The sequence below is a fragment of the Paenibacillus xylanexedens genome, assembly GCF_017874615.1.
Classification (GTDB): Bacteria; Bacillota; Bacilli; order Paenibacillales; family Paenibacillaceae; genus Paenibacillus; species Paenibacillus xylanexedens.
In genome coordinates this window covers 164,189-190,970 of sequence record NZ_JAGIKV010000013.1, presented here as the reverse complement: position 1 = coordinate 190,970, position 26,782 = coordinate 164,189, and the positions used below count along the sequence as shown (strand labels likewise).

Sequence of the window (26,782 nt, the reverse complement as noted above, 5' to 3'; positions counted from 1 at the left end):
AGCCCTGCTGTCAGGCTAGCGTCTTTAGGCGCAGTTTGGCAACAGGGGGTTATACCCCAAGAGCAAACCACCCGTTGGACGGGTGGTCCTGATTGATATAAATCGCAACTTAAGGGAAGAGAACAAGCATATACTGTTATGAACTCCGTACTTCAGGAAAGAATGAATAGGACGGGATAGCTTGACAAGTAGGTTCAGGTTACCTATAATTCTTTCAGTAATGTTTACGATTAAGAGATGCGGAGTGAATCATAATGACATTTTATAAAGTGCAACATCAAGTTCAGGATAACCGGACAGGCACGACGAGCAAAAGAGGCAACATGAAGTTACTGTGGACGGGTTTGCTTATTCTCACTTTGCTGGTATTGTCAGCGTGTGGGCAGGATAGTTCCAATAGTGCGAAGATTGTGGAAGGCAAGGTAAACGTTGTGACGACATTTTATCCTGTATATGCTTTTACGACTGCAATCGGTGGTGAGGATGCCAATGTCATTAACTTGCTGCCAACGGGAGTAGAGCCACATGACTGGACTCCGAAGAGTCAGGATATCGTTAATACGTCCAAGGCACAACTGTTTCTCTATAATGGAGCTGGACTGGAAGGATGGGTTCCGAATTTCCTGAAGTCGTTGAATAGCGATACACAGGTGAAGTCTGTTGCCGTCAGTGAAGGTGTTAAGCTGTTAACCGCTGAGGGTGATGATGGTCACGGTCACGGCGAAGAGCACGCAGATGAGCATGCGGATGAACATACAGATGAGGCGACCAGTGAAGATGTCGCTGATCATCATATTGATCCACATACGTGGGTTAGTCCGAAATCAGCCATGATCATGGCTGAAAACATCAAAAATAGTCTGGTCGAGGCAGATCCTGATCACAAAGCAGGTTACGAACAACGTTATGAAGCGCTTCGTACGAAGCTTGAGACGCTGGATCAGCGTTTCACAGATGAATTGGCTAACGTACCAAACAACGAAATTGTTGTCTCGCACCAAGCGTTTGGCTACCTTGCACGTGATTATGGATTAACCCAGCATGCCATTATGGGACTTTCCCCGGATGCTGAACCGACAGGACAGGATATTGTGAAGCTTGCGAAACTGGTTAAAGATGAGGGTATTAAGTATATTTTCTTTGAAGAGCTAGTATCTGACAAATTGGCGAAAACACTGGCAAGTGAAGCAGGAGTGGAGACCATGGTCCTTAATCCGGTTGAGGGATTGACCAAGGAGCAGGCAACAAACGGGGATGATTATTTCACCCTCATGGAGAAAAATTTGCAAAATCTGCTGATCGCATTAAAATAAGATAGAATGAAGAATTCAGATCGAAGAGTCTTTACCGTTCACGGTGAAGGCTCTTAGGACGCTATGGGATTCTTATATATAATGAAGGGCGGCTTTGCCATGCAGCAAATCATGCCACTATGTCATGATCCAATTATAGAGATCGAGAAACTATCATTTTCCTACGGGGACCAGCGAGTGATTGAGAATCTTGATTTTATGGCCCAGGAACGGGACTTTGTCGGGATTATCGGTTCCAATGGGGCTGGTAAAACGACATTGCTGCGCATGCTGGTAGGACTTCTTCCTCCTGCGCAGGGAGATATCAAACTATTCGGACAGTCGATCCGCAGGTTCAAGGACTGGGACCGAATTGGGTATGTGCCTCAAAAGAATGCATTTAACCCGTTGTTTCCTGCGACCGTTCGTGAAGTGGTCATGTCAGGCTTGTATAATAACAAAAACATGTTCCGTCGTATGTCTCGCAAATGTCAGCAACAGTGCACGGATGCGATGCAGGTCATGCGGATCGAGGATCTGGCGAACAAACGTATTGGTCAATTGTCCGGCGGGCAGCAGCAGCGTGTATTTTTGGCACGAGCGCTTATCAATCACCCGGATCTGCTGATTCTGGATGAACCTACCGTAGGTATTGATGCTGAATCACAGGCCAGTTTCTTTGAACTGATTACCCATATGCATGAACATCACCGAATGACTTTTCTAATGGTGTCTCATGATATGGATCGGATGGAGAGTTATCTGGGTTCTAAAGCTGTGGTAACAAATGGAAAAATTAATTTTCATGTCCGTCATTCGCATGAGGTACAGGATTGTGCCGAGACCAATCTGCAACATACCACTGCACAGGTACGCTAGCCGTATTTATGGCCCATTAGATTAGAGTAAGGCCGAAGGAGTCGTGTTTGTTTTGGAAATATTAATGAGTGATTTTTTTCAGCGTGCCCTGGCGGGTGGGTTGTTAATTGGCATTACCGCTCCGTTAATCGGACTGTTCCTGGTCTTACGGCGGTTATCCATGATCGGAGACACTTTGTCTCATGTGACCATTGCCGGTGTTGCACTTGGATTCCTGATTGAAGTGTATCCCATTGCAGTGGGCTTGATATTTGCAGTGCTTGCTTCATTTGCGATAGAAAAATTGCGCAAAGCGTACAAGAGTTACGCCGAATTATCGATTGCTATTATCATGTCCGGTGGCGTGGCTCTTGCTTCCTTGTTCTTCACGCTGGGCAAAGGATATAATGCAGATGTCATGAGTTATTTGTTCGGCAGTATATATACATTAGACGCTACGGATCTGAAGCTGGTAGGTGTGGTTACGCTGATCGTGGTGATCGTAGTGGCATTGTTACATAAGGAATTTTTCCTGCTCAGCTTTGAGGAAGATGCGGCAGCGGTTACAGGGTTGCCTGTGAGAATTCTGAACATGTTAATCACTGTGATGACAGCACTTGTCATTAGCACGGCGATCAAGATTGTCGGTGCGCTTCTGGTGTCAGCGCTATTGACCATTCCGGTAGCGGTCAGCCTGTTAATGGCCCGAAGTTTCAAATCCGCGATTATCTTGTCCGTGGTGATCGGCGAAATTGCCGTAGTCCTTGGACTGGTTGTAGCAGGCATCTGGAACCTCGCACCTGGAGCAACGATTGTATTATTGCTGATCATGATGCTGATTCTGACGATGATTGGAAAAAAAGGGTTCCGAGCCTGACGACTGAACGAGCAAGCACGTGAGCCCGGGGAAGGGAGACATCCGCTTCATGCCTGATGTTAATGTATGGATGGCTTTTGTAGCAGGCTTAGTCTCATTTATATCACCATGTTGTCTTCCGCTGTATCCATCATACCTCTCCTACATTACAGGTATGACGGTACAACAACTGAAGGATGACCGCAATCAGCGCGAAGTCCGCTTTAAGACGATGACGCATACGCTGGCGTTTATTTTAGGCTTCTCGGCTGTATTTTATTCGCTTGGCCTTGGTGCCGGGTTGTTTGGCCAATTTTTCAACGATAACCGTGAACTGATTCGTCAATTGTCTGCGATTCTGATTATGCTTATGGGGTTGTTTTTGCTTGGTGTGTTCAAGCCGCAGTTTTTGATGAAGGAACGCAAGCTGGATATGAAATGGAAACCCGCAGGTTATCTGGGCTCATTTATATTTGGTATCGGTTTCTCAGCAGGGTGGTCGCCTTGTATTGGTCCCATTCTAACAGCGATCATTGCTATGGCTGCAAGTGAGCCCACAACCTGGCTGGCGCTGATTACAGGTTATACCGCAGGGTTTGCAATCCCGTTCTTCATTTTGGCCTTTTTCATCGGTTCTACACGTTGGATCTTACGCTATTCCAATGTCATGATGAAAATCGGGGGAGCATTAATGTTGTTCCTTGGGTTATTGCTTTTTACAGATCAGATGACGAAGATTACCATCTGGTTGCAGCAGATTACACCAGACTGGATGATTATTTAGACGGATGAACTGAATTCGAGTATTCTTATGTATGGCATAGCAGGCTACATGTTACCAGAGACACTCTGGGTCATGTAACCTGCTTTTTAATCGTTTGTTAGAAATGCCTATACCAGCATATCATTACGGGCAGTCGCGTTTTTCGTTTAGGTGAAGTAATCAATACTGGCTAGTGGGAAATGTTCAAAGATTCGTTCCGTAATGAATTCGCGCAGCGCATCTTGCTGGTCATCCTTATACACATACTTGTACTGACCCCAACGGCCCCATTTCATCTTACGTTTCTCGATATCCATCTCCAGCTTGGTTTTAGGATAACGTTTCTCAATGGTTGCTTTGGCCGTTTTGGTAAAACGGTGCTGGATCATCTCAAAGGTAAGATCCTTGGTTGCTTCCTCTGGAAGCGTATCTGCCAGCTTCTGCAACAGATCCGAGTATCCTTCTTCCCAGCCTTCATACCACATGATAGGAGCGATAATGAAGCCCAGGGGATAACCGGCGTGTGCAATTTTGCCAGCAGCTTCAATGCGTTCCTCAAATCTGGAGGTAGCCGGTTCAAAGTTTTTGATGACATAATCCGAATTGACACTAAACCGGATACGGGTGTGGCCGTTATGTTTAAGGTTCAGCAACGGATCAACGTGATGATATTTGGTTACAAAGCGCAAGCGTCCATATTCTTCTTCCGCCATAAAACGAATCAGGTCACTTAAATTCTCCGTGATATGCTCGAGTCCCACGGGATCAGAAGTACAAGCGGCTTCAAATCGCGTGATTTCAGGTGCGCGTTCTTCAATGTATCCTTTTGCAGCCTGAATGATCTCCTCGGTATTAACATAGACACGGACATAAGGTTTCGCACCAAGTGTAGTCTGAAGATAACAATAATGGCAGTGCCCCATACAGCCTGTAGAGATGGGAATGGCATATTCCGCTGAAGGTTTCGACTGGTCAAACTTGAGTGTCTTGCGCACACCAACGACCAGAGTACGCTTTGCCATTCGATATTTTTCTTGTTCGGTTTCACCGGGCAGGTTTGTGATTCGGTTATGGGATGTGGTCATCTGATAAGGTATGTTTTTGGATGTCACCCATTCCATAATCCGTTTGCCTTTATCATATTCCAATGCACCGGGTTCAAAATACACCAAATCGGGAATAAAGGGTTTAGTACCTTTTGCTTTACGAACTGGCGGTGAGGCTACACTTGTACTCACGAAATCACTCCTTTCGATGCGGAACTTTGCTTAGTTTGCCTCGTTTGGGGAGAAGTCACGCCTGCCAATTACTTGTGTAACAGCGCGCTCCGAACTGTGCAGGACTTGCCAATGCGTATTGATAACATGTATCATTATAAGATAGGGACCAGGCACGAATAGGAGCCGGTCAGAGAGAAAAGAGGGAAGCAGATGCCAACGCCCAGTATGGAAGATTATTTGGAGCGTATATACAAATTAATTGATGAAAAGGGCTATGCTCGTGTGTCTGATATAGCTGAAGGACTGGAAGTACATCCTTCATCGGTGACGAAGATGATCCAAAAGCTGGACAAAGACGAGTACCTGATCTATGAAAAGTACCGCGGACTGGTGCTTACGCCAAAAGGCAAAAAGATGGGCAAACGTTTGATGGAGCGCCATCATCTGCTTGAACAATTTTTGACAACGATTGGTGTTCAGGAAGAAAATATCTACAATGATGTTGAAGGCATTGAACATCATCTGAGCTGGGACTCCATTACATGCATTGAGTCCTTGGTTGAATACTTCCGTCAGGATGAGAGCCGGTTGCGTGACCTCAAAAACCTTCAGGACGTCATGAGTAATACGGAGTCTTAAGTTTCAGCAGTGGAATACACATGGTGATCTACAATGAATTGTATCCTGTGATCAAAGGATGCTTCTTGCCGTTTCAATGGCAGGGAGCATTTTTTTGTGTGCAATCACACCATAATTTGGTGATTTTCGCAACTAAACGAACGGTAGGAGCGTCTATTAAACTAGTAGAATTTACCGCAAATTTATAATGATTTTGGAGGACTGCACTAATGAACGTTCGTAAAGGATTGATGCTGCTGCTCATTTTTGTACTTGGATTACAGACAGCAGGCATGACGGCACAAGCGGCCGGGCAGAAGGAAATCGCTATTTTTCTAGACGGAAACCGTTTGGAATCGGATGTATCACCCTACATCTTGCCCAAAGTAAATGTAACGATGGTGCCTCTGCGTGTTATTAGCGAAGGACTGGGTGCGTCTGTTTTATGGTCTCAAGCTACTCGTACCGTGACCATTCAGAAATCCGATTCGGTCATCTCTATGACAAGCGGACGCCAGCAGGCGACTGTGGATAACGATGCAGTTGGTCTGGATGCATCGGTCGAATTGAAACAAGGTCGGGTCATGGTACCCATTCGATTCGTCAGTGAGAACCTGGGCATTCGAGTGAACTGGAATCAGGCAGCCCAGACCATTGATCTGTACACAGGAGACGAATCAGTCCCAACTCCTGAACCAACCCCGGCAACCCCAGCGGAGCCTGGAGGCACGGGCACTGTACCAGCTTCTGAAGAGATGCGTGGAGCCTGGATTTCCACTGTGAATGGAGACTGGCCTTCATCCGGTGCCAAGGGAAATGTAGAGAAGCAAAAACAGGAGTATACGAAACAGCTAGATACGTTGCAAGGTATGGGCATTAATGCCGTATTTGTCCAAGTGAGAGCCAATGGGGATGCCATCTATCCTTCAGGTCTGGTACCTTGGAACAGCGTATTGACAGGAACACAAGGTAAAGATCCAGGTTATGATCCCCTCGCGTTTATGGTCGAGGAAGCACATAAACGGGGCCTGGAGTTCCACGCCTGGTTTAATCCGTTTAGAGCAACGAACTCAGCGAGTACAACAAACTTGACTGCAAACCATATCTCCAAGCTTCATCCAGACTGGATTGTGAATGCATCCGGCAAAATGTACATTAACCCGGGTATCCCGGAAGCCAGACAGCATATTATCGATACGATCATGGAAGTGGTCAATCAGTATGATATTGATGGTGTACATCTGGATGATTATTTCTATCCGTCCAATGTGACATTTAATGATGATGCGGCCTTCAAAACCTATAACACATTGAATACCAAGGACCGTGCTGAATGGCGTCGGGACAATATCAATCAGTTCGTTAAGCAGCTCGGGCAGAGCATTCACAGCGTGAAAGCTAACGTTGAATATGGAATTAGTCCATTTGGTGTATGGCGTAACAAATCTGTTGATCTGACAGGTTCTGATACCAAAGCAGGAGTAACCGCGTATGACAGCATGAATGCAGATGTGCGGACATGGATTAACCAAGAGTGGATCGACTATGTCGCTCCGCAGGTGTATTGGAGTATGACACTGAGCGTAGCCCGATATGACAAAGTCGTGGACTGGTGGGCGAATGAAGTGGCTAACACAAATGTAAAATTGTATATCGGTCACTCTCCTTATAAGTTAGGTACGCCGGAAATTGGCTGGCAGACATCACAGGAGATCATCGATCAGCTGAACTACAACAAGAAGTATGGTTCGGTCAAAGGGGATATATTCTTTAGTTCACAGTACTTGACGAAGAACCCTCTTGGTTTGATTGCCAAATTAAAAGCCTACTATGGTCTATAAAACATTTTAAAATACAGTGATAAGACAAACCCTTCTTCTCATAGAGTGGCAGTAGAAACGTGGCTGCCTGGAGAACGGGGGTTTTTTGTTATGTTAATTAACGCGGTGTTTGAAGGTGGAGGCGTCAAAGGGATCTCGCTTGCAGGTGCTGTGCAGGGTGCTCAAGACTGCGGCATTCAGTTTAATCGAGTGGCAGGCACATCATCCGGTTCCATTGTAGCTGCTCTGCTAGCGGCCGGTTACAGGGCCGAGGAGATGAAAGTCATTATTGAGAATACCCCCTTTGTTTCATTGCTGCGTCGTTCCCCCATATTTAATACCCGATGGATTGGCCCCGCAGCGAGGCTGTTCTTGAAGAAAGGTTTGTATTCGGGGGAGGCATTGGAATCATGGATTCGCAAGATGCTGGAGCAGAAAGGGATTCGCACATTCGCTGACTTGCCACAAGGTAAGTTGCTTATTACGGCATCCGATATATCCAATGGAACCATTCTGGTGCTGCCAGACGATATTCGACGGTTCGGCATTGATCCTGCCAAGCTGGATGTTGCAAAAGCGGTACGTATGAGTTGCAGTATCCCGTATTTTTTCGATCCGGTAGTCATACGCAAATCACCAGTATTCTCCAAAGGACTTCCTTTTCAAGATCAGTTTGTGTATGTCGTGGATGGTGGATTGCTTAGCAATTTTCCGTTGTGGCTCTTCGATGGTGATCGTTCGGAACGAGGAGGAGACGTTATTCCGGTTGTCGGATTCAAAATGGTGGGGAAGACGGAAGTGGAACCTGCCCGGATTAAAGGACCCCTAAGCATGCTTCAGGCCCTTGTAGAGACGATGCTCACAGCACATGATGAACGCTACATCGAACAGATTAACCGGTTTCGTACAGTGAAGATACCAACGCTTGGCATTAAACCAACGCAATTTCATTTATCGTTACAGGACAGCACAGCTTTATATCGATCAGGCGCTACCGCAGGGAGCGAATTTTTCAACGGATGGAATATGAAAATGTATGGTGAACAGTTGGACAAACAAAGAAAAGAATTGCGCAAGAAACAGGCAGAAGCTCCACCTCTGATTCCTGTATAAACGCGAAAAAAGCAATTCTCCGCATGTTGGGAGAATTGCTTTTTTGTATGTTCAGTACCTTTTAGTGAAATTTCGGTATATCTTCATCGCTTTTACCTTTTTGTCCCTGAATCACTTGGAAAGGATAATCCTTGCGTTTCTTTGAAGAGCCGCTGCTCTTTCTGGCACTGGACTGTGCATTGACTTTCGCCATGGTTCGTGCAGATGGCTTAATCTTTGGTGATTTGGCTTTTTGTGCCCAGCGACGAGGCGGATATTTGTACAGCAGGAATACGGCTCCGAACACGACCAGAGGAATAATGATCCTGGATGGACTAGCGTTCCCCAGCCAAGTCAAGACTCCAACAGCAGCTAGTGCGATGAACGTCCAAAATAAGATTGCCTGCTTGTTCATATCATTCACCCTTTCACAGGATCGAGTGTTGCAACAGGTACTTCTGACGTAGCAGAGACATTGGCAAGCTTGGCATCCAACTCACGCATACGGTTAAACGAAGCAATGGATACTTCTACCTGTTCGTTGGTCGGTTCTTTTGTTGTCAGCAATTGCAGCCACAATCCCGGGTATCCGAGATAACGCAGTACAGGAATATCACGTACCGAATTCGTGAGCTTTAACAGTTCAAAAGAAATGCCTAGCACAACTGGCAATAACAACAGACGCTGACCCATCCGTTCCCAGAGGTTATCGTACGTGAAGAGGGAGTATAGAAACACTCCAATAATGACAGTCAACATAATGAAGCTGCTTCCGCAGCGGTAGTGCAGTCGGCTGTACTTTTGGACGTTCTCCGGTGTCAGTTCTTCACCAGCTTCATGTGCGCTGATTACTTTGTGTTCCGCTCCATGATACTGGAAGAGACGTTTAATCATCGGCGTCTGTGAGATTAACCACAGATAAGCGAGTAACAGGATCAGTTTAATGCCGCCTTCCAGTAAATTATGCAAAAACTGATTGTCGAATGCATTTTTGAATAGAAAATTCTCGATAACAACAGGAAGCAATGTGAGCACAACTTTACCAAAAAGGAATGAAAGGATGGCGACGGCGGTCACACCAATGATCATGCTTAGGCTCCAGCCCGAACCTTCTTTCTCTTTTTGCTTGGCTTTCTCTTCCGGTTCCAGTTCATCATCAGCATAGGCGTCAGCAGAATAATTGAGATGTCTGCTACCTTTGACACTTGAATCTATAATGCTGACAATTCCGCGTAATAAAGGAATCCGCCGCAATTTCGTGACCCAGGACTTGTCTTGCTTGGGAACTTCCAGATACGTAATTTCGCCGTCTTTTCTACGAACAGCTGTAACGTTGACATGTTTCCCACCGAACATTACGCCTTCAATGACAGCTTGCCCCCCATAGCTGACAGGCTTGGATTGTTGAGGCAAATTATTCACCTTCCTATTCTGTTCTAGGCCTTCGCGATCAAAGGCAGTTTAATAACCCTATTGTATCGAATTTTGAGACCAATTTCTAGTTTATGAGTCAAACCTTGAAGGATGTTGTTAAGATTGTCCTGTTTTGAACATACTACCTCGTAGAATCGGAGCGGAAATTCGAGGCATAATGCGGGATTATCAACTGAATGAAGGAGAATATCGATGACAGAACGTAAGCATGAAAATACATCACAAGATGAAGGTCAACGTCCGAAAGAACGGCAGCAAAAAGACAAGGGCAGGCGCCCTACCCAGAGGCAAGGTCAAGCACACTACTATACGAAGCCATTTTCCTTTGCGTTAGAGCTAGGCTTTTTTGCCGGTTTTATCTGGGGTGGGCTGCATTGGCTATTCTATATGTTACATTTTACGATTGTACCTGTCGGATTTCTGGCCGAGCCTTTTTTCAAACATGAATATATATATACCGCAGCAGGGCATTTGACAGGCTGGCTGTTTTTTATCGTCTTTTCCATCTTGGCATCCTTACTCTACACGTTCACGATTAGAAAACTGAAAGGGCCGTTACCCGGCATGGTATATGGAATCGTCTGGTGGCTGATTCTCTTTATACTGGTCGGACCAAAACTGGGGATGATGAAGCCTTTGAACGGTTTAACGTGGGATTCGATCATCACGGAACTCTGTTTCTTTTTGTTATGGGGGCTGTTCATCGGTTACACGGTAGCCATGGAGTTCACGGACGAACGCAAACGCGAGCCGGAGCAAGCGGGGGCATAGCGCAAAAAAGCTTCTCAATCCGGCAATGCCTGTGTTAAAATAGCAGATGGTTATTTGCAGAGAGGGTGGAGCAGCGATGAAACGAATTATTGTGATCAATGGTCCGAACCTGAACATGCTTGGTGTACGCGAACCGGGCATCTATGGAACGCTTAGTCTGAAGGATATTGAGGACAAAATTCGCAGACAGGCTGATGAAATTGGCGTCTCCATCGCTTTTTATCAATCGAACCATGAAGGGGACATCATTGACCGCATTCATGCAGCGATGGGTGAGGCAGACGGAATAATACTGAATGCCGGAGCATTTACCCATTATAGCTATGCTATACGTGATGCAATCAATGCTGTAAAAGTCCCTACAGTGGAAGTACATCTATCCAACATTCATGCACGCGAAGCGTTCAGACATCATTCAGTGATTGCAGCGGAAACAATCGGGCAGATTGCCGGATTTGGCGAAGTAAGCTATGAACTGGGATTGCTGGCTCTTGTGCGTCATCTGGACAAACAAACCTGAGCCGGGAACCCGGGAATGTGAGAGAAAGAAGGGTTACCGATGGAAAACAAACGAGTAAATAAGTTGCGTGAAGCCATGCGTGAGCATGAACTCACTGCAATGCTGATTACAAACCCGATTAACCGTCGTTATATGACGGGTTTTACAGGCTCGGCGGGATATGTGCTGATTACGGAACAGGATGCATATCTGCTGACTGATTTCCGTTATATGTCACAAGCGCCTCAACAAGCCAAAGGATTCACCGTTGTGGAGCATGGAGCCAAGCCGATGGATACGGTGCGCGAATTGCTGACATCCGCAAACATCAAAGAAGTGGGCTTCGAGCAGGATAGTGTCACATTTGGCACGCATTCAGCTTATGCTGAAGCACTGCAGTCTATTGGACTGAAAGCTGTATCCGGAATTGTGGAACAACTTCGCATGTTCAAGGATGAAGACGAGATCGCGGTCATGCAGAGAGCAGCAGATCTGGCGGATGCCACGTTCAGCCACGTTTTGCAGTTTGCAAAACCAGGCATGACGGAGCGTGAAGTGGATCTGGAGATGGAGTTTTTCATGCGCAAGCATGGGGCAACGTCCTCTTCGTTTGACACCATTGTAGCATCGGGTGAACGATCTGCTATGCCTCACGGTGTAGCGAGCAGCAAGGTCATCGGACAGAATGAGTTAATTACATTTGACTTCGGTGCACTTTTGGACGGATACTGTTCAGATCTGACACGTACCATTGCAACAGGCACACCTGTACCTGAACTGCGCAAAATTTATGACATTGTACTGGAAGCTCAGTTACATACGCTGGAGAACCTGAAACCGGGTATGACCGGACGGGAAGCAGATGCATTGGCTCGTGATATCATTGCAGGTCACGGATATGGAGATCAATTCGGGCACAGCACAGGCCACGGTCTGGGTATGGAAGTTCACGAAGCTCCTCGTTTGTCCAAGCTTAGCGATGATGTATTGAAACCGGGTATGGTTGTTACCGTTGAACCGGGTATATATATTGACGGGCTTGGCGGCGTGCGTATCGAGGATGACGTAGTGATTACCGAGACGGGTATTCATATTCTCACGAAGTCGGACAAGAAGTTCACCGTAATCGGCTAAATTACAGCCACAGGGATATAAGACGATTTTTAATATAAAGGTACAGGTTATTACTGATTGTTATGGACCATTGCAAAAGTAGTGAAGGGAGCGGAATCGATTCTGAAGAAGCGAAGCGCTCGCCTTTTTCTCCTCATTTTAAACCTTATTAAAATCTAGTCGGGAAAATGAGGAGACAACAGCGATCGGAGGAACGATCCGAACCCGTAACGGTCACATCGCACATGGTCATCAATTCAGAATAAACCCACCTTTACATTAACCCTTCGTCTTATATCACCTATTTTTTAACCATATCAGGAGGGATTTTTTGTGATTTCAGTAAACGATTTTAAAACAGGCTTGACCGTGCAAGTAGATAACGATATCTATACCGTGCTTGATTTCCAACACGTTAAACCAGGTAAAGGCGCTGCCTTTGTACGTTCCAAATTGAAAAACCTGCGTAACGGTAACACCGTTGAAAAAACATTCCGTGCAGGCGAAACGATTGGTCGTGCCATCATCGAAAACCGTGGCGTATCCTACCTGTATGCAAGCGGTACAGAGCACACGTTCATGGATAACGAAACATATGATCAGTTCACATTGACTAGTGATCAACTGGAATGGGAATTGAACTTCCTGAAAGAAAACATGGTCGTTAAGATTGTTAGCTACCAAGGTGAAATCCTCGGAATTGACTTGCCAACAAGCGTTGAGTTGAAAGTCATCGAGACTGAGCCAAGTGTTAAAGGTAACACTGCACAAGGCGCTACCAAAAATGCAAAAGTGGAAACAGGCTTGAACGTACAGGTTCCTTTGTTCATTAACGAAGGTGACGTTCTCCTGATTGACACACGTGAAGGTAAATACTCTTCCCGTGCGTAACTTTCACAGCTTGTAAGCTAAAAAAGGTTATTAACAACCCTTTGCCATTCCTTTGGCAGAGGGTTTTTTCGAAAAAAGATTAGCCTATCAGGCGCTTTCGTAATATACTGGGTTAAAGTCATTTCTCGTAGAGAATAATGACGATGGACATTAATTATGCATACTGCACAAGGTAGGGAGTGGATTTGCGTTGTCATTGTACGTCATGAAATTTGGGGGCAGCTCGGTCGGAGATACAGAACGCATGAAGCGTGTAGCCGGACGTGTTGTAGAAAAAGCTGATGAAGGACATCGGTGTGTAGTTGTGGTTTCGGCCATGGGGGATACAACAGATGATTTGATTGATCAGGCAAAACAACTGAATAGTGATCTGCCTGCTCGTGAGATGGATATGCTCTTAACGACAGGAGAACAGATTTCGATCTCTTTGTTATCGATGGCTATTCAAGCGCTTGGACGTAAGGCAGTATCGTTTACGGGCTGGCAAGCGGGATTCCGCACAGAGCCGGTTCACGGAAAAGCACGTATTCATGATATTCAGCCTGACCGTGTGAATGCAGCACTTGCTGAGGGCAACATTGTTATTGTTGCAGGCTTCCAGGGCATGACGGAAGACGGCGAGATCACAACGCTGGGTCGTGGTGGTTCGGATACAACAGCTGTAGCGCTGGCGGCGGCCATTAAGGCTGATGCGTGTGAGATCTATACGGATGTAGACGGAATCTATTCTACGGACCCGCGGATCGTTAAGGTTGCGCGCAAGCTGAAGGAAATATCGTATGACGAAATGCTGGAACTTGCTAATTTGGGAGCAGCGGTGCTGCATCCGCGTGCAGTAGAGTACGCGAAGCATTCCGGTGTACCTTTAATTGTAAGATCCAGCTTTAACCATAATGAAGGAACGGTTGTGAAGGAGGAAGCAGCAATGGAACAAGGCGTAGTGGTTAGTGGTATTGCCTATGACAAAAACGTGGCTCGCATCAGTATTCTGGGTGTGCCGGATGTACCAGGAGTTCTGGCCGAAGTATTTGGTGCGCTTGCATCCAATCAGCTGGATGTGGACATTATCGTTCAGAGCGGTGTGATGGATGGCAAAGCGGACTTCTCGTTCTCTGTGGCGCTGTCTGATCGTGAGAACGCATTACGTGTCATTGAAGGCCTTCACAGCCGCTTGCCTTACCGTGAAGTTACATCAGAGGAGAACCTCGTTAAAATCTCCATTGTTGGCGCAGGCATGGTCAGTCACCCTGGTGTAGCTGCGAAGATGTTCCAAGTCATTTCCGCTGAAGGCGTGAGCATCAAGATGGTGAGTACTTCCGAGATCAAAGTATCTTGTGTTATTGACGGAGATAAGCTGCATGACGTCATTAAGGCATTGCATACAGCATATGATCTCGACACTGCCGAGCAAGCCGTTATCGGCGGACCTCAAGACCGCAGATAAGGTGTCTCTGTGTATGTAAATGAGCAAAGGTGTACTGTTGCCAACGGGCAGCAGTACACCTTTTTTTGTTTTTCGCATAACAATTTTCACATCAACTTGAACATCTTTCCCCCGCGTATGCCTCTATAAGGCTGCATGCGGTTCCCCTCCCCCATCTCGGGAACACAATCCAGCAGGTTTAATTGAGAACAATACGAAATGTCATGAACTCTGCCTAACTTTTCAAGCCTCCGCCCGCTAACAGACCCCTGCACCAACTCCGGGATGCTCTCCTTACATTGGGATACCGCCTGATGAAGCACTATGCCGAGATCGTTAAGTTGGAGGGAAGAACAGGATTGACGGTGCAGTTCGTCGATGATACATCCAGCACACAAGCCGTCCTCCAGAGCAAATTCATCCTGGTTCCCCGCACATAACAGCAATACATCTCGTTGAAGTTCACATAGGGCTGCTGCAACAGCCTGCACATTGAGAAATGAACCAGCGAATACATGTTTCCCCTTGGAAGCCTTGATCAAAGCTCGTGTTCCATCGGTTGTGGTTAGAATGATTGTTTTATCTGCAATGCCTGCAGTCATATATTCATAGGGGGAATTCCCCACTTCGAATCCGGTGATTTTTTTGTCAAAACGTTCCCCGCCTCGAATGCAATCTTTCACTTCCATTTGTTTGGCTTGTGGAACGGTCTCTACGGCAATCACAGCGGAAGCGTCATACGCCAGAGCCGTAACAATCGTACTGGTCGTACACAATACATCAATGACAACTGCACTTCGCCCTGCAATATCAATGGTACGTACTTCATTCACATTGCCAACGACATCAACTCGCACTCCCCACAACTCCTTTCTGTATCTGGGGATCGGTAGTTCTGTTTTGAACCGAAATGGAACTTACCTATCTGCAATTACTATATGCATGCACATCTAGACGGGTGCCTAGAACAGAAGGTGGATCTATGGTTTCAACTCTCAACCGTATTCTGAAGAATTGATAGATTTCAGCGTCATAAATTAAATGTACAGGCATAAACTTGAGATATGAACAAGCGCCAGAAGTGTGAACCAAATGATCTCAAGGTTGGAGGAGCCTACTCATGAAGGTGAACTGGAGGGAACTTTTTCCGGAACCGATCCGAACCATTCTTGGAAGAATGCCACCCGCTCTATTGGAACAAGTGGAGGAAGTACGTATTCGTGAAGGCAGACCCCTGGAGATTAATGCAGGCAACACATACCACTTCCTGACACCTCAAGGTTGTCCGACCGGGAATCCTGAAGAAGCGTATGTTCCTCAGAAAGAAGTGACGCACAGGTTGCTGGACCTGATCAGTAACCATTCACTTTATACATTGGAAGAGGAACTGCGGAAAGGGTTCATCACCATACCTGGGGGACATCGAATCGGGCTTGCTGGACGAACGGTACTAAGCGGTGGGCGTGTCGAATACCTGCGTGACATCAACGGGTTTAACGTTCGGGTAGCCCATGAGGTACATGGAGTGGCTGATCGTATTCTTCCTTATCTTCTCGATATGAAGAGCGGACAGGTCCTGCACACGTTGATCCTATCACCACCACAACAAGGGAAAACGACGTTGCTGCGAGATCTGGCGAGACAAATTAGCAGTGGTACAAAGCTTACAGGGGGAACTGAACTGGTTCAGGGAATACGTCCTCGTCTGAAAGTGGGCATTGTGGATGAAAGGTCCGAAATCGCTGGTAGCTACAAAGGAGTACCTGGCTTCGACGTAGGTCCCCGAACAGATGTGATGGACGGTTGTCCGAAGGCTGAGGGCATGATGATGATGCTTCGCTCCATGTCGCCCGATGTCCTGATTGTGGACGAGATCGGTCGTCCGGAGGATGCCGAGGCGGTGATGGAAGCCCTGCATGCAGGAGTCTCGGTGATTGCGACTGCTCATGGCCGTGACCTATCGGAGCTGTCGGCCAGACCCGCCCTCAGAACCTTAATTACGGAGCAGATGTTTCAACGTTATGTCCAGCTGCAACGGACGAGCCGGGGCATGACCTTTCGGCTGGCTGATGGCAAAATGCGTGGGTTGCAGCAAACCGGGGCAGGAGGTGAAGCCTTTGGTTAACATGTTTGGTGCGGTAATTATTCTGTTAGCCAGCACCCTCGCCGGATTTTACAAGGCCAGACAGTATGCATTAAGACCGAGACAGTTGCGAGAACTCATTGCAGCCCTCCAGCGACTAATGACGGAGATTAATTATGGGCTCACTCCTCTTCCCGATGCCATGGGCAAGATGGGAGCACAGACCAAAGAACCTGTAAAGACGCTGTTCCTTCATGCAGCCACACAGATGGAACCTCCTCATGGACTCACTGCCAGGGAAAGTCTGCAGTCAGGCGTGGATCTGGCGTGGGGAAGATCGGCCATGAAGGCTGACGAGCGAGAAGTCATGCTGCAATTAAGCTTCAGCCTTGGCACAAGTGACCGTCAGGATCAGACCAAACATATATCGTTAGCCATTCAACAACTAATGCATGAGGAATCCCGTGCCCAGGCCGATCAAATGAAATATGAACGAATGAGCCGAAGCCTCGGGATGCTTGTCGGAGCGTTAATCGTCATTCTGATCTTCTGAAATAGCCGGGATAGTGAGGTGCCAAGGTCATGAATCTAGAAGTGAACGCAATCTTTCAAATTGCGGGTATCGGAATCATCATCGCCATGATTCACACGGTACTGAAACAAATGGGAAAGGAAGATATGGCTCACTGGGTGACCGTAATCGGATTTGTCGTTGTATTGTTCATGGTGGTCCGTATGCTGGACAGCCTGCTACAAGAGATCAAATCGATATTTCTTTTTCAATGAAAAGCGGTCATGAAGCCGGATGGTGGTGACCTGTGGAAATTATCCAAGTTGTAGGTTTGGCGCTCATCGCAACAGTGCTCATTCTGGTCATTAAGGAACAGAAACCGATGTTTGCCTTTCTAATTGCTGCCGCGACCGGCATTGTCATCTTCATGTTGTTGATTGGCAAAATCGGAGCAGTCATCGAAGTGTTGAAGCGGCTTGCCGAGAATTCAGGCATGGAAAGTATTTATCTGAAAACGGTGCTGAAAATTATTGGCATAGCGTACATCGCTGAATTTGGCGCACAGATTGTCAGGGATGCAGGCCAGGAAAGCATTGCGTCCAAAATCGAATTGGCTGGTAAGGTACTGATCCTTGTACTTGCTATACCGATCATCAGCATTATTATCGAAACCGTCATGAAGCTGATGCCGGTGTAGAAAGGGCGTGCGGACTTCATATGAAATCAATGCATCTTAAGCCGCAGTGGCGCCTTACGGTTGTGCTGATGCTCTGTTTTCTGTTTGGTATCCTGGGACAGGTTACTGCAACCTCGCCTTCCGGTGAGTGGATGGAGCAGCAGGCCAATCAGCTTCCCAAGGATCAGGTGGAGAAATACTGGGATCAACTGATGCAACAATACGGTGGTTTCTTCCCGGAGGGGAAGACCCCTTCCTTCATGGATATGTTAATCCCCGGCAATGAAGGATTCAGCCTGAAATCGGTGTTTGTAGCCATAGGAACCTTCATGCTGCATGAAATTTTATATAATGGCAAACTTCTGGTCACGATTGTGATGCTAAGCGTACTCAGCATGATTCTGGAGACGCTTCAGACCGCATTTGAGAAAAATAATATTAGCAAAATCGCCTATTCCATCTGTTATATGGTCATCATCATCATTGCAATCAACAGCTTCAGTGTGGCGATTGGATACGCCAAGGATGCCATAACCGGCATGATCAACTTCATGATGGCCATGGTTCCCTTGTTATTCACACTGCTTGCGTCCATGGGTAATGTCATCACTGTCTCCGTGACTCATCCACTCATCATTTTCATGATCCATCTGGTGAGTACGTTGATTCACTTGCTGGTATTCCCGTTACTCTTCTTCTCAGCTGTTCTGCATCTCGTCAGTTCATTGTCTGACAAGTACAAGCTGACACAGCTGGCAGACCTCCTGCGCAATATAAGTGTGGCACTGCTGGGTATCCTGCTGACGATGTTTTTGGGTGTAATCTCGGTTCAGGGAGCATCGGGATCGGTAGCGGACGGAGTCAGCCTGAAGGCAGCTAAATACATCGCAGGCAACTTTGTTCCTGTCGTGGGCAGAACATTTGCGGATGCGACGGATACGGTAATTACAGCTTCTTTACTTGTCAAAAATGCAATTGGACTCACCGGAGTGATCATCATTTTGTTTCTATGTGCCTTTCCGGCACTCAAGATCTTGGCTCTTGCCTTGATATACAACGTAACTGGTGCCATTATGCAACCACTAGGAGACACCCCGATTGTAGGATGCCTGCAGGCCATCGGCAAGAGCATGATCTACGTATTTGCGGCGCTCGCAGCCGTCGGGCTGATGTTTTTCCTGGCAATTACCATCCTGCTGACCGCGGGCAATCTGACTGTTATGATGCGCTGAATGTATGCTGGCAAGAAAGGGGATGGAAAGGATGGGGTGGCTGAGCAACTGGCTCCGGGAATTGATTATGATCGTTCTGCTGGCGACCTTTGTGGATATGCTGTTGCCCAATCGATCCATGGAACGTTATGTCAAGCTTGTGCTGAGCCTTCTCATCCTGCTGACCCTTTTATCACCCATAACCAAGCTGCTCAAAAGTGATCCGGTTGGCGAACTGAAACGGGCAATGTCGGCAATGGATGCTCCATCGGATGAGAATGCGACACTCGAACAGATATTAGCTCAGGGCAAGCGGCTGCAATCCAATGAACAGGAACAATCCTTACAATGGACAGCCAAAGAATTGGCTAATGTCATGAAAGGTCAGATTGAAGAAACAACAGGAGCGAGGGTGCGGTCCGTAGAGGTACAGCTGACCATGAGTAAATATGAAACCGAGATGGAGGCTGCCTCATCAGTCGAACTGCCTGTGATCCAGCGTGTGCTGGTCGAGATGGCCGGAAAGGGTGCAGAAGGAGAAGTGAAGGCAGGGCAGCAAGAAGTCGCTGCAAATACACAACCCATATTTGGAACAGACACAGAATCCGAGAAGGATGAATCACATCAAATCCAGCAGCCCATCCAGATCGGTCAGATTGAAGTGCCTGATGTACAGATTGATGTGAGTAAAGGGCAACGTGATGTGAATGAAGCGTCTTCCGAGCCTGTTATAGGTGATCAGGCAGATGAGACGAAGCAGCAAGGAGAGACATCCACAAGGTCCGAACATGCAGTGCAGATTATTACATTGTTGACTGAAAAGTGGGATGTTGATGCGAACAACGTTCAAGTGACAGAACCAAAAAGTGCTGAAGTGCTCTGAGAAGGAGGGTGTCCGATGAAACAATGGTTCAAAAAGATGGAAACCTGGATGGGTGGCGGAGAGGGTGGGGCAAGGCGAAGTCAAACCTTCCGCTGGCTGATTATCTTGGGTTTGATCGGGGTGGGAATCATGCTGTTCAATTCCTTCGTTAATGTCAAAAAAATTGATTCCGAAAATATCGGTCGGGAACCACCGGACCCGGCAACATCCATGGCATCCATACAGAGTGATCCGTCAGAACAGAATCCTTTTCAGGCGATCGAAATTGCATTTGAAGACAAAATCAAAGGTGTGCTCGAAAACATTGTTGGTGTGGGTACGGTTGATGTGATGGTTACCGTGGATTCCACAGAAGAACTGGTCGTTCAGCGGAACGTGAAGGATTCTCAGCAACTTACCGAAGAAACCGATGCTAGCGGGGGCAAGCGACATATGACGCAATATACCCGTGATGGCGAGATTATTACGTACGAAATATCAGGGGATCAGACACCTATAGTGACCAAAAAGCTCAAACCGCAGATCCGTGGGGTGCTTGTGGTTGCGAGGGGTGCAGAGAACAAGGTTGTGAAGGACCTGATAACCGATGCTGTGGAAAAAGGACTGAATGTGGCAGCCTACCGGATCTCGGTTGTACCGCGCAAACAAGACTAATCTGATGTGTTGAATCACAAGATTCAATTCTCATAAGATTGAAGCCAATTTGAGGAGGAAGTTCTAATGAATAACAAACGTCAAACGGTATGGCTCGTTTCCATGCTGAGTCTGATGGTCATTTTGTCCGCGTATTATCTGTTCACTGAGGATTCCGGTCCAGTCAACGCGCCGGTGGCTGACAGTCAGCAAGTGGATGGAATCAAGCAGGGGGAAGCAAAGGAGACGGCAGGCATTCTTGATCCTACAGAAGGTCTGGTTGTGAATGAAGTGGTGAATAGCGGCGAAGTTGAAAGTGATCCAAGTGTGGCTGGCGCTGTGGAAGAACCTGCGGCTACGGAAGGTAAAGAAGCTGGAAATACAGAGAAAACACCTGCTGTCGAACCAGGCCAGAATAAGGGTGAGGCAGGCAAAGAAACTAACAAAGAGACCGACAAAGGCGCAACAACTACACCGGAGACAGACGGTCAGGCAGGCGGCAAGGCAACCAAGACAGATGAGGAAGTCCTCAAGGAAATGGAAGAGCAGAATACGACAGCATCTGCGAGCAGCCAGTTCCAGAACTACCAGTGGCAACGTGAGGAAAGCAACAATCGTAAGTATGAGGAACTGATGACCGTGGCAGGTGATCTGAGCAAAACACCAGAGGAGAATGCCAAAGCAACAGAGCAACTCCGTACACTGGAAGAAAAAGAAGCTAAAATCACTGGCATTGAGGAGACGCTCTCTCAACAGTTCGCTAATGCGATCGTTCAAGAAGATGCCGACAAGTATAAAGTTGTGGTCCTCAGTGAGAAACTGGATGTAAAACAGGCGGTATCCATTGTGGATCTGGTCATGAAAGAATTGGCGGTTTCACAGAACAAAATCAGCGTGCAATACGTCACAGAACAATAATCCAAATCATGGAAATACAGTCCCGGGAGCTGGTTGTACTCTCGGGCTCTTTCCATTTTTAATGATTATGATATAATACATAAAGCCATATGACCGTCCTAGTGAGACTGGCATGATGCCGAAGGAGTGAATAATGGAAATGTTTAAATTGAGTGAAATCAAAGAACTGATTAAACTGGTAGATGAAAGTTCCGTTCAAGAGTTGGAAATTGAAAATGAAGGATCACGGTTATCGATCCGCAAACCGGGCAAAACGGAGTATGTTCAAGCAGCTGCTGTGCAACCGCAAATGATTGCTGCTCCGCAAGTACAGTCGGCAGCAGTGGTAAGTGAAGCTGCTCCGCAGGTCGATACTACAAGTCATTTACATAAAATTGTATCTCCGATGGTAGGTACTTTTTACAGAGCTTCTTCGCCGGAAACGGGTCCTTTTGTAAGCGCTGGTGATAAAGTTGTTGAGAAAACAACGGTATGTATCATCGAAGCGATGAAGCTGATGAACGAGCTTGATGCTGACATCAAGGGAGAAATCGTTGAAGTGCTGGTTGAGAACGGACAGCTGGTCGAGTATGGGCAGCCCCTTTTCCTGGTGAAACCGGAATAACCGTTATAGCTGGTAAACAGCTAACCGCATGAGCTTCGAAGGAGGACAAAACGAAATGAAATTTCAAAAAATACTGATTGCGAACCGTGGAGAGATTGCGGTACGTATTATTCGTGCCTGCCGCGAAATCGGCATCTCAACGGTAGCCGTCTATTCGGAAGCGGACAAGGATTCTCTGCATGTTCGTCTTGCAGATGAGGCTTACTGTATCGGACCGACACTGTCCAAGGACAGTTATCTGAACTTCACCAACCTGATGAGTGTAGCTACGCTGACGGAATGTGATGCAATCCACCCTGGATACGGTTTTTTGGCGGAGAATGCTGATTTTGCGGAAATTTGTGAGTCTTGCAATATTACGTTTATTGGACCTTCTCCTGAAGCCATCACCAAAATGGGTGACAAGGCTGTTGCCAAACAGACGATGAAAGATGCAGGAGTACCTGTTATTCCTGGATCAGACGGCCTTGTTGAAAATATGGATGAAGCCATCATGATTGCTAGAGATATCGGATATCCTATCATTATCAAAGCTACTGCTGGTGGCGGAGGTAAGGGAATTCGTATTGCCGAAGATGAAGAAACGCTGATTAAGCAGATTACCGCTGCTCAGCAGGAAGCACAAAAGGCATTTGGCAATGCAGGTGTATATCTGGAGAAATTCCTGACAGGTATGAAACACGTGGAAATTCAGATCATTGCTGATAAACACGGAAATGCAGCACATTTGGGAGAGCGTGATTGCTCGGTTCAGCGTCGTCGCCAGAAATTGGTAGAGGAAGCTCCGTGTCCGATTCTCTCCGAAGATGTGCGCACATTGATGGGTGAAGCTGCGGTACGGGCTGCCCTTGCTGTGGACTACTCGGGAGCGGGTACATTGGAGTTCCTGCTCAGCCCGAATGGCGAGTTCTATTTCATGGAGATGAATACACGTATTCAGGTAGAGCACCCGGTAACTGAGATGGTTACTGGCGTGGATCTGATCCGTGAGATGATCTCGGTAGCTGAAGGCAACCCACTTTCATTCCGTCAGGAAGACGTGGTTATCAATGGCTGGTCCATTGAATGTCGTATCAATGCAGAAGATCCGGATCGTAACTTTATGCCATCACCAGGCAAAATCGGATTCTACCTTGCACCGGGAGGACCTGGCGTTCGTGTAGATAGTGCTGCTTATCCGGGTTATACCATTTCACCTTTCTATGACTCCATGATCGCAAAATTGATTGTGTGGGGAGCGAATCGTGAAGAGGCGATTGCCAAGATGAAGCGTGCGCTTGGGGAATTTGCGATTGAAGGCATATCCACAACCATTCCTTTCCATCAGAAATTGCTGGAGCACCCAACGTTCATTCGTGGTGACTTTGATATCAAATTTCTTGAGGAAAACGAGATTTAAAAGGTATATTGGGCTTGTTTGTCATAATGTAGCCCAAATGATATAGTATGAATAATAAGAGCGCATGTCTCCTGCAAAGGATAAGCCCGCACCTCGCGGATGTTTGCAGGAGTTCCGGTAAAGCCGGACCGGAAGGGTTCTGAAGGTTGATTGACCTGAGTCCAGCGCCCTGACGGATGGCCGCAAACTTATCTCGCGAAAGGTGTGTTGAACAGTTATGAGTACACTACCGACTGAATTTGAACGAACGGATATCGGTGAAATCCAGATCGCACCTGAAGTTATTGAAGTGATTGCTGGATTGGCGACCCTTGAAGTGAAAGGTGTTGCAGGCATGAGTGGCGGATTCGCAGGCGGATTTGCTGAATTGCTTGGTCGCAAAAACCTTTCCAAAGGCGTTAAAGTTGAAGTGGGCCAACGTGAAGCTGCAGTTGATGTTTCCGTAATTATCGAGTACGGATACCGTCTGCCACAGGTGGCTACGGAGATTCAACAGAACGTGAAACGTTCCATCGAGAACATGACAGGATTGAATGTAAATGAAGTGAATGTGCACATTCATGACGTTCAGTTCAAGAGCACCGAGAAAGTGGAAGAGATCGACCTGAACAGTCAGCGCGTAAAATAAAAGAAGACAGATTCCCCCGGCATCATCTGCCGGGGGTTATCCCGTCTTGGACAGGTCTTCATTATAGCGAAAGCTAGATGAGGGTCTGATTTTTGCTAGTGAACAGGTTAAGTCATGTTAGTGAGCAAGGGAGGCTGTGCAGTTCGTGGCTAAAATACTGGATCGGCTTCTGTTGTTTATATACAGCATAAGCGTTGGAGCAATATCGGCAGCCGTCATTCTTCTGATTAGCGGTGTGCTGCCTTACGAATTGAATTACCAGCAGGAACAAAACGTTATTGTTGCGTCGGTTATTGCAGCAGCGATTTTGTTTATCCTGAGTTTGCGATTTTTCTACATCTCGGTTCGGCGTGAGCGTGCATCGTTGCCGTCTGTAGATCAACGTACTGAGTTTGGTGATGTACAGATTTCGATGGAGACGATTGAGAATCTCTGTTTGAAGGCAACTTCCCGTTTCCGGGGAGTACGTGATGTCAAGGCACGCATACGTGTGGTTGAGTCAGGACTGGAGATTATGATCCGTGCAGTAGTGGATGGTGAGACACCTATTCCTGCGCTGACTTCTGATCTGCAAAAGGCGATACATGATCATGTACAAGAGATTACGGGCATCCCGGTTTCTTTTGTCACGGTGTATATCGCTAATGTAACCCAGTCGCCTAACTACAAGAGTCGAGTGGAATGAGGTGAGTTTCACTGATGCTGTGGAAAGAGATTTGGGATAGTCACAGAGGCCGAATTACCGGAATTATCGGCGGCATCTTTTTTGGATTTCTTTATGTATGGATCGGTTTTTGGGATATGTTGTTCTTTGCACTCTTGGTGTTCATCGGTTATACGTTAGGCAGACGAAGCGATTCGAAGCTGGGTTCGTCCATTCCCTGGAGGGAGTGGGGACAATGGCTTGGCGATCGCTGGCGTCCGTTTAAGTGACCTGCCTGAACCCTGCAATATGTTTCTTCCGAAAATAGAGCTGTAGTTTAGGTTGCCCGTTTTTTGGAGGAAACGTATTGCAGGTTTTTTTGTGAAAAGGGATAACAATAACAATACCGTGTAAGCCATCGATCTAACCGATACAGGATTTGATGAGATGGATGCATGGATTATAAAATAAGCATGATGACGCTCCAGACGGAGCGCTGCAGGAGGCAGGACATGAAAAGACGTTTGGCAAGGGAAATTGCAGTACAAAGTCTGTATCAGATGGAAATGAATGAGGTAGGTGCAGCAGAATCTGTGAACATGTTGATCAATGAAGCTGCTGAAGATAATGAAACTGAAGTAGTTATCCGCGATGCAGATGTAATGCGTACTTATGTTACTGAGATTGTACAAGGAGCTTGGAACAATAAGGAAGCCATTGACGGGCTGCTTGTGGATTATTTGAAAGGTTGGCAGATCAGCCGTCTGTCACGTGTAGATCGCCAGATTCTACGACTGTCTACGTATGAAATGGTGTTCCGTGATGACATTCCGGCTAAGGTATCTGTCAATGAAGCAATTGAACTGTCCAAATATTTTGGTACAGAAGAATCTGGAAAATTCGTCAATGGTGTACTTGGACGCATGATTCAGGAAGTTGACGCCATTAAAGCAAAATTATCTTAGGTTATGATTAATTATAGTGTGTGTTCAAAAAGACCGGTTTTCAGTATCCTTCGTAATCAAAAGCGGGCTTTTTGAACAACCTCTAAATTTATATTCACATAAGGGAGAGAGAGTACAATGACAGCATCTATTATTAACGGTAAAGAAGTATCCCAAGAGATCCGCGCAAGCCTGACAACAGAAGTAAAACAGCTTAGCGAACAGGGGGTAGTACCTGGTCTGGCTGTTGTGCTCGTCGGGGAAGATCCGGCATCCCAAGTATATGTGCGTAATAAAGAAAAAGCATGTCACGACCTCGGTTTCTACTCCGAAGTGCATCGCTTGGATGCAGATACGTCCCAAGAAGATCTGCTTGCGCTGGTGGACAAGCTGAACAATCAACAATCCATTAACGGAATTTTGGTTCAACTTCCACTACCGAAACACATCGAAGAGAAAGCGGTTATTGATGCGATTGCCGTGGATAAAGACGTAGACGGATTCCATCCAGTCAATGTTGGTAATCTCGTAATTGGAGACGATAGTCTGCTTCCATGTACCCCAGCGGGTGTAATTGAACTGATCAAACGTACTGGACTGGAAATGTCCGGTAAACATGCAGTGGTTATCGGAAGAAGCAACATCGTTGGCAAACCGGTATCGTTGTTGCTGCAACGTGAGAATGCAACGGTAACGATGTGTCATTCCCGCACAGCCAACATGAAAGAAATTACACGTCAGGCGGACATTTTAGTTGTAGCCATCGGCCGTGCTAATTTTGTGGATGCTGATTTTGTGAAACCGGGTGCTGTTGTTATCGATGTCGGCATGAACCGTTTGGAGAATGGCAAACTGGCAGGAGACGTTGATTTCGAGAGTGTGAAAGAAGTTTCTGGTCCAATTACACCCGTTCCTGGCGGTGTTGGTCCGATGACAATCACAATGCTGATGCAAAATACATTGATCGCTGCCAAGCGCGCTCACGGATTGGCCTAGGGT

At 46.8% G+C, this 26,782-nt stretch carries 31 protein-coding genes; 27 read left to right on the top strand and 4 right to left on the bottom strand.

The window, feature by feature from the left end; translation table 11 throughout:
- Positions 1-254: 254 nt before the first annotated feature.
- The 4 genes from J2Z28_RS18230 to J2Z28_RS18215 all read left to right on the top strand — a co-directional run bounded on the left by J2Z28_RS18230 (position 255) and on the right by J2Z28_RS18215 (position 3,790).
- Positions 255-1,313: a metal ABC transporter substrate-binding protein gene (locus J2Z28_RS18230; RefSeq protein ID WP_415841457.1), complete on the top strand. Its 1,059-nt coding sequence runs from the start codon at positions 255-257 to the stop codon at positions 1,311-1,313.
- A 99-nt stretch (positions 1,314-1,412) separates the two neighbouring features.
- Positions 1,413-2,171, top strand: coding sequence for a metal ABC transporter ATP-binding protein (locus J2Z28_RS18225; RefSeq protein WP_244988367.1), 759 nt, complete (start codon positions 1,413-1,415; stop codon positions 2,169-2,171).
- 52 nt (positions 2,172-2,223) lie between these two features.
- On the top strand, positions 2,224-3,027 hold the full coding sequence (locus tag J2Z28_RS18220) for a metal ABC transporter permease (protein ID WP_017687569.1): 804 nt from the start codon (positions 2,224-2,226) through the stop codon (positions 3,025-3,027).
- A gap of 49 nt (positions 3,028-3,076) precedes the next feature.
- Positions 3,077-3,790 (top strand): cytochrome c biogenesis CcdA family protein, encoded by a 714-nt coding sequence (locus J2Z28_RS18215; RefSeq protein WP_211083544.1) that lies wholly within the window; start codon positions 3,077-3,079, stop codon positions 3,788-3,790.
- Positions 3,791-3,936: 146 nt separating this feature from the next.
- Here J2Z28_RS18215 and splB read toward each other — a convergent pair whose 3' ends face one another.
- Complete coding sequence (gene splB, locus J2Z28_RS18210) at positions 3,937-5,007, bottom strand: spore photoproduct lyase (RefSeq protein ID WP_036614416.1); 1,071 nt, start codon at positions 5,005-5,007, stop codon at positions 3,937-3,939.
- 192 nt (positions 5,008-5,199) lie between these two features.
- Between splB and mntR the strand changes: the two genes are divergently transcribed.
- From mntR to J2Z28_RS18195, 3 genes are all read left to right on the top strand, one after another.
- The gene (mntR, locus tag J2Z28_RS18205) at positions 5,200-5,628 is read left to right on the top strand and encodes a transcriptional regulator MntR (RefSeq protein ID WP_062835284.1); all 429 of its coding nucleotides are present in this window, start codon (positions 5,200-5,202) and stop codon (positions 5,626-5,628) included.
- 209 nt (positions 5,629-5,837) lie between these two features.
- Complete coding sequence (locus J2Z28_RS18200) at positions 5,838-7,448, top strand: family 10 glycosylhydrolase (RefSeq protein WP_211083543.1); 1,611 nt, start codon at positions 5,838-5,840, stop codon at positions 7,446-7,448.
- A 90-nt stretch (positions 7,449-7,538) separates the two neighbouring features.
- Positions 7,539-8,540: a patatin-like phospholipase family protein gene (locus J2Z28_RS18195; RefSeq protein ID WP_211083542.1), complete on the top strand. Its 1,002-nt coding sequence runs from the start codon at positions 7,539-7,541 to the stop codon at positions 8,538-8,540.
- 61 nt (positions 8,541-8,601) lie between these two features.
- Here the strand turns inward: J2Z28_RS18195 and J2Z28_RS18190 are convergent, their stop codons facing one another.
- Together J2Z28_RS18190 and J2Z28_RS18185 are read right to left on the bottom strand one after the other, a co-directional pair.
- Entirely contained in the window at positions 8,602-8,934 is a 333-nt protein-coding gene (locus J2Z28_RS18190) for a hypothetical protein (RefSeq protein WP_017687575.1), read from the bottom strand.
- A gap of 5 nt (positions 8,935-8,939) precedes the next feature.
- On the bottom strand, positions 8,940-9,932 hold the full coding sequence (locus tag J2Z28_RS18185; RefSeq protein ID WP_062835280.1) for a DUF1385 domain-containing protein: 993 nt from the start codon (positions 9,930-9,932) through the stop codon (positions 8,940-8,942).
- A 213-nt stretch (positions 9,933-10,145) separates the two neighbouring features.
- Between J2Z28_RS18185 and J2Z28_RS18180 the strand changes: the two genes are divergently transcribed.
- The 5 genes from J2Z28_RS18180 to J2Z28_RS18160 all read left to right on the top strand — a co-directional run bounded on the left by J2Z28_RS18180 (position 10,146) and on the right by J2Z28_RS18160 (position 14,671).
- Positions 10,146-10,724, top strand: a complete 579-nt coding sequence (locus J2Z28_RS18180) for a YqhR family membrane protein (RefSeq protein WP_211083541.1) — start codon at positions 10,146-10,148, stop codon at positions 10,722-10,724.
- Positions 10,725-10,800: 76 nt separating this feature from the next.
- Positions 10,801-11,244 (top strand): type II 3-dehydroquinate dehydratase, encoded by a 444-nt coding sequence (gene aroQ / locus J2Z28_RS18175; RefSeq protein WP_036614400.1) that lies wholly within the window; start codon positions 10,801-10,803, stop codon positions 11,242-11,244.
- Positions 11,245-11,283: 39 nt separating this feature from the next.
- The gene (locus J2Z28_RS18170; RefSeq protein ID WP_211083540.1) at positions 11,284-12,357 is read left to right on the top strand and encodes a M24 family metallopeptidase; all 1,074 of its coding nucleotides are present in this window, start codon (positions 11,284-11,286) and stop codon (positions 12,355-12,357) included.
- Between the two features lie 312 nt (positions 12,358-12,669).
- Positions 12,670-13,227, top strand: a complete 558-nt coding sequence (gene efp, locus J2Z28_RS18165) for an elongation factor P (RefSeq protein ID WP_017687580.1) — start codon at positions 12,670-12,672, stop codon at positions 13,225-13,227.
- A 190-nt stretch (positions 13,228-13,417) separates the two neighbouring features.
- Positions 13,418-14,671, top strand: coding sequence for an aspartate kinase (locus J2Z28_RS18160; RefSeq protein WP_211083539.1), 1,254 nt, complete (start codon positions 13,418-13,420; stop codon positions 14,669-14,671).
- An 86-nt stretch (positions 14,672-14,757) separates the two neighbouring features.
- Here J2Z28_RS18160 and J2Z28_RS18155 read toward each other — a convergent pair whose 3' ends face one another.
- A complete protein-coding gene (locus J2Z28_RS18155; protein ID WP_211083538.1) occupies positions 14,758-15,507 on the bottom strand; it encodes a 2-phosphosulfolactate phosphatase in 750 nt (249 codons plus the stop codon).
- Positions 15,508-15,770: 263 nt separating this feature from the next.
- Here J2Z28_RS18155 and spoIIIAA point away from each other — a divergent pair, with 263 nt between their 5' ends.
- From spoIIIAA to folD, 15 genes are all read left to right on the top strand, one after another.
- Positions 15,771-16,775 (top strand): stage III sporulation protein AA, encoded by a 1,005-nt coding sequence (gene spoIIIAA / locus J2Z28_RS18150; protein ID WP_211083537.1) that lies wholly within the window; start codon positions 15,771-15,773, stop codon positions 16,773-16,775.
- Entirely contained in the window at positions 16,768-17,286 is a 519-nt protein-coding gene (gene spoIIIAB, locus J2Z28_RS18145; protein WP_211083536.1) for a stage III sporulation protein SpoIIIAB, read from the top strand. Before spoIIIAA ends, spoIIIAB begins: the two co-directional genes overlap by 8 nt.
- 29 nt (positions 17,287-17,315) lie before the next feature.
- On the top strand, positions 17,316-17,519 hold the full coding sequence (spoIIIAC, locus tag J2Z28_RS18140) for a stage III sporulation protein AC (RefSeq protein WP_017687585.1): 204 nt from the start codon (positions 17,316-17,318) through the stop codon (positions 17,517-17,519).
- A gap of 32 nt (positions 17,520-17,551) precedes the next feature.
- Entirely contained in the window at positions 17,552-17,941 is a 390-nt protein-coding gene (spoIIIAD, locus tag J2Z28_RS18135; RefSeq protein ID WP_017687586.1) for a stage III sporulation protein AD, read from the top strand.
- Positions 17,942-18,009: 68 nt separating this feature from the next.
- Positions 18,010-19,152, top strand: a complete 1,143-nt coding sequence (gene spoIIIAE / locus J2Z28_RS18130; RefSeq protein WP_415841458.1) for a stage III sporulation protein AE — start codon at positions 18,010-18,012, stop codon at positions 19,150-19,152.
- A gap of 31 nt (positions 19,153-19,183) precedes the next feature.
- Positions 19,184-20,014 (top strand): stage III sporulation protein AF, encoded by an 831-nt coding sequence (spoIIIAF, locus tag J2Z28_RS18125; RefSeq protein ID WP_211083534.1) that lies wholly within the window; start codon positions 19,184-19,186, stop codon positions 20,012-20,014.
- A gap of 15 nt (positions 20,015-20,029) precedes the next feature.
- On the top strand, positions 20,030-20,668 hold the full coding sequence (gene spoIIIAG / locus J2Z28_RS18120) for a stage III sporulation protein AG (RefSeq protein WP_017687589.1): 639 nt from the start codon (positions 20,030-20,032) through the stop codon (positions 20,666-20,668).
- Positions 20,669-20,734: 66 nt separating this feature from the next.
- Positions 20,735-21,565, top strand: coding sequence for a SpoIIIAH-like family protein (locus J2Z28_RS18115; RefSeq protein ID WP_211083533.1), 831 nt, complete (start codon positions 20,735-20,737; stop codon positions 21,563-21,565).
- 139 nt (positions 21,566-21,704) lie between these two features.
- Positions 21,705-22,169, top strand: coding sequence for an acetyl-CoA carboxylase biotin carboxyl carrier protein (gene accB, locus J2Z28_RS18110; RefSeq protein ID WP_211083551.1), 465 nt, complete (start codon positions 21,705-21,707; stop codon positions 22,167-22,169).
- A gap of 55 nt (positions 22,170-22,224) precedes the next feature.
- Positions 22,225-23,568 carry an acetyl-CoA carboxylase biotin carboxylase subunit gene (gene accC / locus J2Z28_RS18105; RefSeq protein WP_036614375.1) on the top strand — a complete coding sequence of 448 codons (1,344 nt, stop codon included), beginning with the start codon at positions 22,225-22,227 and terminating at the stop codon, positions 23,566-23,568.
- A 217-nt stretch (positions 23,569-23,785) separates the two neighbouring features.
- Positions 23,786-24,196 (top strand): Asp23/Gls24 family envelope stress response protein, encoded by a 411-nt coding sequence (locus tag J2Z28_RS18100; protein ID WP_017687593.1) that lies wholly within the window; start codon positions 23,786-23,788, stop codon positions 24,194-24,196.
- 145 nt (positions 24,197-24,341) lie between these two features.
- Positions 24,342-24,881 (top strand): alkaline shock response membrane anchor protein AmaP, encoded by a 540-nt coding sequence (gene amaP, locus J2Z28_RS18095; RefSeq protein ID WP_017687594.1) that lies wholly within the window; start codon positions 24,342-24,344, stop codon positions 24,879-24,881.
- Between the two features lie 14 nt (positions 24,882-24,895).
- Positions 24,896-25,129 (top strand): DUF2273 domain-containing protein, encoded by a 234-nt coding sequence (locus J2Z28_RS18090; protein WP_017687595.1) that lies wholly within the window; start codon positions 24,896-24,898, stop codon positions 25,127-25,129.
- A gap of 222 nt (positions 25,130-25,351) precedes the next feature.
- On the top strand, positions 25,352-25,804 hold the full coding sequence (gene nusB, locus J2Z28_RS18085; RefSeq protein WP_211083532.1) for a transcription antitermination factor NusB: 453 nt from the start codon (positions 25,352-25,354) through the stop codon (positions 25,802-25,804).
- A gap of 117 nt (positions 25,805-25,921) precedes the next feature.
- Entirely contained in the window at positions 25,922-26,779 is an 858-nt protein-coding gene (folD, locus tag J2Z28_RS18080) for a bifunctional methylenetetrahydrofolate dehydrogenase/methenyltetrahydrofolate cyclohydrolase FolD (protein WP_211083531.1), read from the top strand.
- The last annotated feature ends 3 nt before the right edge of the window (positions 26,780-26,782 follow it).

What these genes read in the sequence shown, in the direction of transcription:
- J2Z28_RS18100 (WP_017687593.1), top strand. Translation starts at nt 23,786, where the DNA reads ATGAGTACACTACCGACTGAATTTGAACGAACGGATATCGGTGAAATC.
- J2Z28_RS18190 (WP_017687575.1), bottom strand. Translation starts at nt 8,934, where the DNA reads ATGAACAAGCAGGCAATCTTATTTTGGACGTTCATCGCACTAGCTGCT.
- J2Z28_RS18200 (WP_211083543.1), top strand. Translation starts at nt 5,838, where the DNA reads ATGAACGTTCGTAAAGGATTGATGCTGCTGCTCATTTTTGTACTTGGA.
- spoIIIAE (WP_415841458.1), top strand. Translation starts at nt 18,010, where the DNA reads ATGCTCTGTTTTCTGTTTGGTATCCTGGGACAGGTTACTGCAACCTCG.
- spoIIIAA (WP_211083537.1), top strand. Translation starts at nt 15,771, where the DNA reads ATGAAGGTGAACTGGAGGGAACTTTTTCCGGAACCGATCCGAACCATT.
- J2Z28_RS18230 (WP_415841457.1), top strand. Translation starts at nt 255, where the DNA reads ATGACATTTTATAAAGTGCAACATCAAGTTCAGGATAACCGGACAGGC.
- J2Z28_RS18115 (WP_211083533.1), top strand. Translation starts at nt 20,735, where the DNA reads ATGAATAACAAACGTCAAACGGTATGGCTCGTTTCCATGCTGAGTCTG.
- spoIIIAG (WP_017687589.1), top strand. Translation starts at nt 20,030, where the DNA reads ATGAAACAATGGTTCAAAAAGATGGAAACCTGGATGGGTGGCGGAGAG.
- J2Z28_RS18225 (WP_244988367.1), top strand. Translation starts at nt 1,413, where the DNA reads ATGCAGCAAATCATGCCACTATGTCATGATCCAATTATAGAGATCGAG.
- aroQ (WP_036614400.1), top strand. Translation starts at nt 10,801, where the DNA reads ATGAAACGAATTATTGTGATCAATGGTCCGAACCTGAACATGCTTGGT.
- nusB (WP_211083532.1), top strand. Translation starts at nt 25,352, where the DNA reads ATGAAAAGACGTTTGGCAAGGGAAATTGCAGTACAAAGTCTGTATCAG.
- J2Z28_RS18195 (WP_211083542.1), top strand. Translation starts at nt 7,539, where the DNA reads ATGTTAATTAACGCGGTGTTTGAAGGTGGAGGCGTCAAAGGGATCTCG.
- mntR (WP_062835284.1), top strand. Translation starts at nt 5,200, where the DNA reads ATGCCAACGCCCAGTATGGAAGATTATTTGGAGCGTATATACAAATTA.
- accB (WP_211083551.1), top strand. Translation starts at nt 21,705, where the DNA reads ATGTTTAAATTGAGTGAAATCAAAGAACTGATTAAACTGGTAGATGAA.
- accC (WP_036614375.1), top strand. Translation starts at nt 22,225, where the DNA reads ATGAAATTTCAAAAAATACTGATTGCGAACCGTGGAGAGATTGCGGTA.
- spoIIIAF (WP_211083534.1), top strand. Translation starts at nt 19,184, where the DNA reads ATGGGGTGGCTGAGCAACTGGCTCCGGGAATTGATTATGATCGTTCTG.
- J2Z28_RS18170 (WP_211083540.1), top strand. Translation starts at nt 11,284, where the DNA reads ATGGAAAACAAACGAGTAAATAAGTTGCGTGAAGCCATGCGTGAGCAT.
- J2Z28_RS18215 (WP_211083544.1), top strand. Translation starts at nt 3,077, where the DNA reads ATGCCTGATGTTAATGTATGGATGGCTTTTGTAGCAGGCTTAGTCTCA.
- J2Z28_RS18090 (WP_017687595.1), top strand. Translation starts at nt 24,896, where the DNA reads ATGCTGTGGAAAGAGATTTGGGATAGTCACAGAGGCCGAATTACCGGA.
- spoIIIAC (WP_017687585.1), top strand. Translation starts at nt 17,316, where the DNA reads ATGAATCTAGAAGTGAACGCAATCTTTCAAATTGCGGGTATCGGAATC.
- folD (WP_211083531.1), top strand. Translation starts at nt 25,922, where the DNA reads ATGACAGCATCTATTATTAACGGTAAAGAAGTATCCCAAGAGATCCGC.
- J2Z28_RS18180 (WP_211083541.1), top strand. Translation starts at nt 10,146, where the DNA reads ATGACAGAACGTAAGCATGAAAATACATCACAAGATGAAGGTCAACGT.